General features: G+C 73.1%; 7 protein-coding genes. 5 read left to right on the top strand and 2 right to left on the bottom strand.

Annotation, left to right across the window (positions count from 1 at the left end; all coding sequences use genetic code 11):
• A partial coding sequence (locus VFO68_RS19050; RefSeq protein WP_325159669.1) for a carbamoyltransferase HypF occupies nucleotides 1–1,981 on the bottom strand: 1,981 nt, incomplete at its 3' end.
• 70 nt (nucleotides 1,982–2,051) lie between these two features.
• Between VFO68_RS19050 and VFO68_RS19045 the strand changes: the two genes are divergently transcribed.
• The 4 genes from VFO68_RS19045 to VFO68_RS19030 are packed head-to-tail and all read left to right on the top strand — an operon-like array spanning nucleotide 2,052 to nucleotide 4,397.
• Nucleotides 2,052–2,348 carry a hypothetical protein gene (locus tag VFO68_RS19045; protein WP_325159668.1) on the top strand — a complete coding sequence of 99 codons (297 nt, stop codon included), beginning with the start codon at nucleotides 2,052–2,054 and terminating at the stop codon, nucleotides 2,346–2,348.
• Nucleotides 2,345–2,614: an SH3-like domain-containing protein gene (locus VFO68_RS19040; protein WP_325159667.1), complete on the top strand. Its 270-nt coding sequence runs from the start codon at nucleotides 2,345–2,347 to the stop codon at nucleotides 2,612–2,614. The genes VFO68_RS19045 and VFO68_RS19040 overlap by 4 nt, the downstream gene beginning before the upstream one ends.
• Nucleotides 2,611–3,219: a nitrile hydratase subunit alpha gene (locus VFO68_RS19035; protein ID WP_325159666.1), complete on the top strand. Its 609-nt coding sequence runs from the start codon at nucleotides 2,611–2,613 to the stop codon at nucleotides 3,217–3,219. Before VFO68_RS19040 ends, VFO68_RS19035 begins: the two co-directional genes overlap by 4 nt.
• A complete protein-coding gene (locus VFO68_RS19030; protein ID WP_325159665.1) occupies nucleotides 3,219–4,397 on the top strand; it encodes a winged helix DNA-binding domain-containing protein in 1,179 nt (392 codons plus the stop codon). Before VFO68_RS19035 ends, VFO68_RS19030 begins: the two co-directional genes overlap by 1 nt.
• 76 nt (nucleotides 4,398–4,473) lie before the next feature.
• On the opposite strand, the gene VFO68_RS19025 is transcribed toward VFO68_RS19030, so the two are convergent.
• Nucleotides 4,474–4,704 (bottom strand): hypothetical protein, encoded by a 231-nt coding sequence (locus tag VFO68_RS19025; RefSeq protein WP_325159664.1) that lies wholly within the window; start codon nucleotides 4,702–4,704, stop codon nucleotides 4,474–4,476.
• Between the two features lie 260 nt (nucleotides 4,705–4,964).
• Here VFO68_RS19025 and VFO68_RS19020 point away from each other — a divergent pair.
• Nucleotides 4,965–6,340: glycoside hydrolase family 3 N-terminal domain-containing protein (locus VFO68_RS19020; RefSeq protein WP_325159663.1), on the top strand; the 1,376-nt coding region annotated here is incomplete at its 3' end.

Here is a 6,340-nt window from a genome sequence, read left to right as displayed (position 1 = left end):
CGGCAATGGTGGCCGGGTAGGCGCCGCGCTCGGCCGGGTCGGCAAGCTGTTCCAGCTCGATCGCGGCCTGTCCCTCGTAGTTGATCGTGTCACGCAGCCCGAGCAGCGCGGACACCGCGTCGAACAGCCTGCCGGCACTGGAGGTCAGCGGGGAGTTGACCCCGCTTCTGGCCAGTGTCACCACTTCGGGCCAGCGGCGGTTACGGGTGGCCACGGCGAGCCCGCCGGGTGGCGCGCCGGCGTAGGCACTGTCCAGATAGGACGCCGCCATCCGCCACGGCTGCCGGATCGCGGCGGTGCCGCCGGGCATCGGCACCGGTTCCAGGTGGCCGATCCGTTGGAACGAGGCCAGGTCGGCGAGCAGGAACTCGCCGCCCCAGATCGTGCCGTCGGTGCCGTAGCCCAGCCCGTCGAAGGCCACCCCGAGCACCGGCCCGTACTCGCCGTTGTCGGCCAGGCAGGAGGCGATGTGCGCGTGGTGGTGTTGCACGCCGACCAGTTCGACACCGGTCAACTCCTTGGCGTGCTTGGTGGACAGGTACTCCGGGTGCAGGTCGTGGGCGACCAGTTCCGGTTCGATGTCGAAGAGCCGGCTGAAGTGGTCGATCCCGGTCACGAACGACCGCAGGGTCTCGTAGTTCTCCAGGTCCCCGATGTGGTGGGAGACGAACGCGTGCCGGTCCTTCGCCAGGCAGAAGGTGTTCTTCAGTTCGGCGCCGCAGGCCAGCACCGGTCGCGCCAGCGGCCAGGGCAGGGTGACCGGTTCGGGCACGTAGCCGCGGGACCGGCGCAGCACTGAAGCGGCATGACCCGGAGACGCACCGGGCCCCCACGACGGCGCCGCGGCGTTGGCGGGGGTGAACACGCCGCGCATCGGGCGCACCACCGAGTCGTCGGTACGGATGTGGATCGGCCGGTCGTGGGTGAGGAACGCGTCGGCGATGCCGCCGAGCCGGGCGAAGGCGTCCTCGTCGACGTAGGCGATCGGCTCGTCGGAGGCGTTGCCGCTGGTGAGCACGATCGGCGCGGCGACGGCGGCGAGCAGCAGGTGATGCAGCGGGGTGTAGGGCAGCAGCAGGCCGAGGGCGCGGTTGCCCGGGGCCACGGCGGCGGCCACCGCCGCACCGGCCAGGCGCGGCAGCAGCACGATCGGCCGGCGGCGGCTGGTCAGCAGTTCCGCCGCCGCAGCATCGACCTCGCACAGCAGGCGCGCTTCGTCCACATCGGACACAAGGACGGCGAACGGCTTGTCCTCGCGGTGCTTTCGGCTCCGCAGGGTGGCCGTGGCAGTTTCGTCGGCAGCGAGTGCGGCGAGATGGTAACCGCCGAGTCCCTTGACCGCCAGCACCTGGCCGGCGCGCAGCAGGTCCGCGCTCTGCCGGATCGGATCGCCCGGCGTCTCGACGCCGGCGGCGTCGGTCAGCCACAGCCGCGGACCGCAGGCCGGGCAGCACACCGGCTGCGCGTGGAACCGGCGGTCGGCCGGGTCGTGGTACTCGGCGGCACAGGCCGCACACATGGCGAACGCCGCCATCGTGGTGAACGGACGGTCGTAGGGCACATCCCGCACGATGGTGAACCGCGGCCCGCAGTTGGTGCAGTTGATGAAGGGGTAGCCGAACCGGCGGTCGGCCGGGTCGGCGAGTTCGGCCAGGCAGTCGGCGCAGGTGGCGCTGTCCGCCGAGACGAGGGTCCGGCGCGCGCCGCCGGCCTCGCTGCGCACGATCCGGAAGCCGCCGTCGCCGGTCGGGGTCGCGGCGGTCGCGGTGACCCGCTCGATCTCGGCCAGTGCCGGAGCATCGCGGCGCAGTGCCGCCAGAAAGTCGTCGACGCGCGGGCGGGGCCCCTCGATCTCGATGAAGACGCCGTTGACGTCGTTGCCGACCAGCCCGGTCAGGCCGAGGCGGACGGCCAGGGAGTACACGAAGGGACGAAATCCGACGCCCTGGACGACCCCTTCCACCCTGACGTCGCGGCGCACGGTGTCCACGCCGGGAGATTCTGCGCCTGCCCTGGATTGCTGTCCACGCGGGCAACGCCATAATCGGCGGGTGAGCTATGTGCACGACATCGGTGGGCTGCACGGGTTCGGTCCGGTGCCGGGGCGAGACGACGCGCTGTACTTCCACGCCGCGTGGGAGGCCCGGATCTTCGCGCTGGTTCGGGCGCTGGTCCACAACGGCGCGTTCACCCTGGACGAGTTCCGGCACGCGATCGAGCGGATGGAGCCGGCGGACTACTTCGCCAGCGGCTACTACGAGCGCTGGGAAGCGGCGACCGAGCAGCTGTGCCTGGAGAAGGGCCTGCTCACCGCGGACGAGCTGGCGAGCATCCGGGCGGAGGCATGAGCCTGCGACCCGGTCAGCCGGTGCGGACCCGGCTGCACGCCGCGCCCGGCCACACCCGGCTGCCGATCTACGCCCGCGGCCGGACCGGAACGGTGCACGCGCTGCGCGGGCACTTCGAGTTCCCCGACGACCTGGCGAAGGACGGCCGAGCCGAGGAGCAGGCGCTGTACAGCGTGTGTTTCACCGCGGCCGACCTGTGGGGCGCCGGCGCCGGGTCGCACCTGGTGTACCTGGATCTGTTCGAGAGCTACCTGGAGCGGGCATGAGTGGGGATCATCAGCCGACGGCACCGATGGCCCGGCGGGTCGCCGCGTTGGAGCGGGTGCTGGCGGCGCGCGGGGCGCTGTCCGCCGAGCAGGTCGACGACGTGGAGGACATGTTCTGCCACCGGATGGGCGCGCAGAACGGCGCCCGCTACGTGGCCAGGGCGTGGACCGACCCGGGGTTCGCCGACCGGCTGCTCGCCGACGCCACCGCCGTGGTGCGCGAGCAGGGTTTCGACCTGCGCGGCAGCACCAACCTGGAACTGCCGTTCCTGACGCTGATCGCGGTGGCGAACACCGACACCGTGCACAACCTCGTGGTATGCACGCTGTGTTCGTGCTACCCGGTCTCGCTCCTCGGCCCGTCGCCGCGCTGGTACAAATCGTTCCAGTACCGGTCCCGGGCGGTCCGCGAGCCGCGCGCCGTGCTTGCCGAGTTCGGCGTCGCACTCGACCCTGACGTGGAGATCCGCGTGTGGGACTCCACGGCCGACTGCCGTTACCTCGTGGTGCCGCAACGCCCGGACGGCACCGAGAACCTGTCCGAGGACGAACTGGCCGGCCTGGTCAGCCGGGACGCCCTGATCGGCACCCGGCTGGCCGGCTAGTGCGGATCACCACAGCGCAGCGGCGAGCCCGGATCGGTCGCCGGCACCTGCTGGCACAGGCGGCCAGGGTCGACACGCCGGAACAGGTCGCCCGGGGGCTGGTCGCCCTGCACGGCACCGACCCGTCGACCGTGTATTTGTCGCTGTGGAGCCGGATGCGGTCCGGGGACGTGCCGTGCGTCGAGCGTGCCCTGTACACCGACCGGACCATGGTTCGGCTGTTGGCCATGCGCCGCACGGTGTTCGTGGTGCCGGTCGAGCTGGCGGCGGTGGTGCTGGCCGCGAGTTCCCGGGGGGTCGCGGCCCAGCAGCGCCGGCTGCTGCTGGCGCTGCTGGCGGATGCCGACCTGCCCGGCGATCCGGACGGCTGGCTCGCCGAGACCGAGGCGGTGGCGCTGGCGGCGCTGCGCCAGCAGGGTTCGGCGACCGCGACCGATCTCGCCGCGGCAGACCCGCGGTTACGCACGGAACTGGTGCTGGCCAAGGGAAAGCCGTACGAGGGCCGGCAGCGGGTGATCAGCCGGGTGCTGCTGGTGCTGGCCGCGCAGGGGCTCGTGGTGCGCGGCCGGCCGCTGGGCTCGTGGACCTCCACCCAGTTCCGGTGGAGCCCGGCCGAGGCCTGGCTGCCCGGCGGGTTCCCCGAATTGTCCACTGAGGACGCACAGGTGGAGTTGGCCCGGCACTGGCTCGGCGCGTTCGGACCGGCCACCGTGGCCGATCTGCGCTGGTGGACCGGATGGACGCTCACCCAGACCCGGCGCGCCCTGTCTCGGCTGGACCTGGCCGAAGTAGACCTGGACGGCGCTCCCGGCGTGGCGCTGTCCACCGACCTCGAGCCCGAACCCGAGCCCGACCCGTGGGTGGCCCTGCTCCCCGCACTCGACCCGACTCCCATGGGCTGGACGGAACGCGACTTCTACCTCGGCCCGCACGGCCCACAGTTGTTCGACCGCACCGGAAACGTCTCCCCCACGGTCTGGGCCGACGGCCGCATCGTCGGCGGCTGGGCGCAACGCAAGGACGGCGAGGTGGTCGTCCGACTCCTGGAGGACGTCGGCTCGGACACCCGCGCCGCCATCACCCAGGCCGCCGGCACCCGCGCCGCCCAACTCGGCCCCACCCGCCTCACCGCCCGCGCCCGCACCGCCTCTCCGGTGGAACGCGAACTGCTCAGGTGATGCGGAGTGTTGTGACCGGTGGCGCGCGCCGGGCACACCCCGGGCGGCGCTGGGAGTCCGCCCGGGGTGGCCGGGTTCAGGGCGTCACCACCGCGATGCGGCGGCGTTCGGGGTCGATGGCGTCGATGCGGGCGCGGATGCGGGTGCCTGGCTTGTGCCGGACGCCTTTGAGTAGGCCGGGGACGCCGTATGGGGTTTCGATCAGGCTGCCGAGGAACGGCAGGGCATTCGTGACGGTCACCTCGACGGGGTCGCCGACCTGGTGCCGGGCGACGAACGCGTCCCACGCGGTGCTCTCGCTGGTCATGTGCTCACCTCCTCTCCGGGCAGAGTTCGCGAGAACGTCCGCGGAGAGGGGGCGGGGCGCGGGCCCGCGCCGGGGTCACCCGATGATCGGGTGATCCGTCCGTGCTTGGCGCCGTGGCGCCGGCCCGATGCTCACGTCGCGATCGTAGCCCAGCAGACCGTGGCCGTGCGCCGATTGACACGGGTGGACCGCTGTGCCAAGGTCGCTTTGGTTTAGACCAATGCGCCGAGGAGGGTCCGCTGTTCGAGCTTGCTGACGCCGTGCTGCAGCCGGGGTTCGAGGGCACGGCGGCGCCGGACTGGGTACGCCGGCGGCTGGCGGCCGGGCTGGGCGGCGTCGCCCTGTTCGCCCGCAACATCGAGCATCCGGACCAGGTCCGGAAGCTGGTCGCGGCGCTGAAGGCGGAGAACCCGCGGGTGATCGTCGCGATCGACGAGGAGGGCGGCGACGTCACCCGGTTGGAGGCGGGTCAGGGCAGCTCGCGACCCGGCAATCTCGCACTGGGGGTGGTCGACGATCTGGAGCTGACCGAGGCCGTGGCCGCGGGCATCGGATACGACCTTGCGGCGGTCGGGGTGAACCTGGACTACGCCCCGGACGCCGACGTCAACTCCAACCCGGACAACCCGGTGATCGGCGTCCGGTCGTTCGGCGCGGACACCGGCCTGGTCGCCCGGCACACCGCGGCCTGGGTACGCGGCCTGCAGTCGGCCGGCGTCGCGGCCTGCGCCAAGCACTTTCCCGGACACGGCGACACCAGTGTGGACTCGCACCGGGAACTGCCGGCGGTGACCGCCCCGGCGGCGCACATCGCGGCCACCGCGCTCCCCCCGTTCCGCGCCGCCATCGAGGCGGGCGTACGGGCGATCATGACCGGGCACCTGCTGGTGCCGGCCTACGACCCGGACGCGCCGGCCACGACGAGCCCGCGCATCCTCGTCGAAACGCTTCGACAAGAGCTGGGGTTCACCGGGCTGATCGTCACCGACGGGATCGAGATGCGCGCCGTCGCCGACCGCTACGGGCTGGCCGGCGCGGCAGTTCGGGCGCTCGCGGCCGGCGCGGACGCGATCTGCGTCGGCGGCGGCCTGGCCGGCGAGGCCACCGTCGAAACGCTTCGCTCCGCCATCGTCGACGCGGTGCGGGCCGGCGAGCTGCCCGAGGACCGGCTGGCGGACGCCGCCCGGCGGGTGGGCGAGTTGGCCGACTGGATCACCAGCGCGGCGCCCACGAGCCCGGAGCCGGCCGAACCGGTCGGGCTGCTCGCCGCCCGGCGGGCAATCCGGATCACCGGGACCGGCCTGCCGCTCACCGGCGCGCCGCACGTGGTCGAGCTGGCCCCGGCGCTGCACGAGGCTATCGACCGGGGCACCCCGTGGGGGCTCGCCGAACCGCTGCGCCGGCTACGGCCGGACCGCACGGTGGCCCGGCTCCACCCCGGTGACGTCGAGGACCTGGACCGGCTCGGCCAGGCCGCGCTGGCGCCGGCCGGCGGCCGGCCGCTGGTGGTCGTGGTCCGCGACGCCCACCGGCACGCCTGGATGACCCGCGCGCTGGACCACCTGCTGGCCGCCCGGCCGGACGCGGTGGTCGTGGAGTTGGGACTGCCCGGACCGAACCCGCGCGGTGCGGTGCA

The sequence above is a fragment of the Actinophytocola sp. genome, from assembly GCF_035712165.1.
Lineage (GTDB): Bacteria > Actinomycetota > Actinomycetes > Mycobacteriales > Pseudonocardiaceae > DASYTH01.
Note: the sequence above shows the minus strand (reverse complement) of the source record. Positions and strands in the feature narration are given on the sequence as shown.

Excerpts from the sequence above, each read along its gene's own strand:
- VFO68_RS19035 (WP_325159666.1), top strand. The coding sequence starts at position 2,611 with ATGAGTGGGGATCATCAGCCGACGGCACCGATGGCCCGGCGGGTCGCC.
- VFO68_RS19040 (WP_325159667.1), top strand. The coding sequence starts at position 2,345 with ATGAGCCTGCGACCCGGTCAGCCGGTGCGGACCCGGCTGCACGCCGCG.
- VFO68_RS19025 (WP_325159664.1), bottom strand. The coding sequence starts at position 4,704 with ATGACCAGCGAGAGCACCGCGTGGGACGCGTTCGTCGCCCGGCACCAG.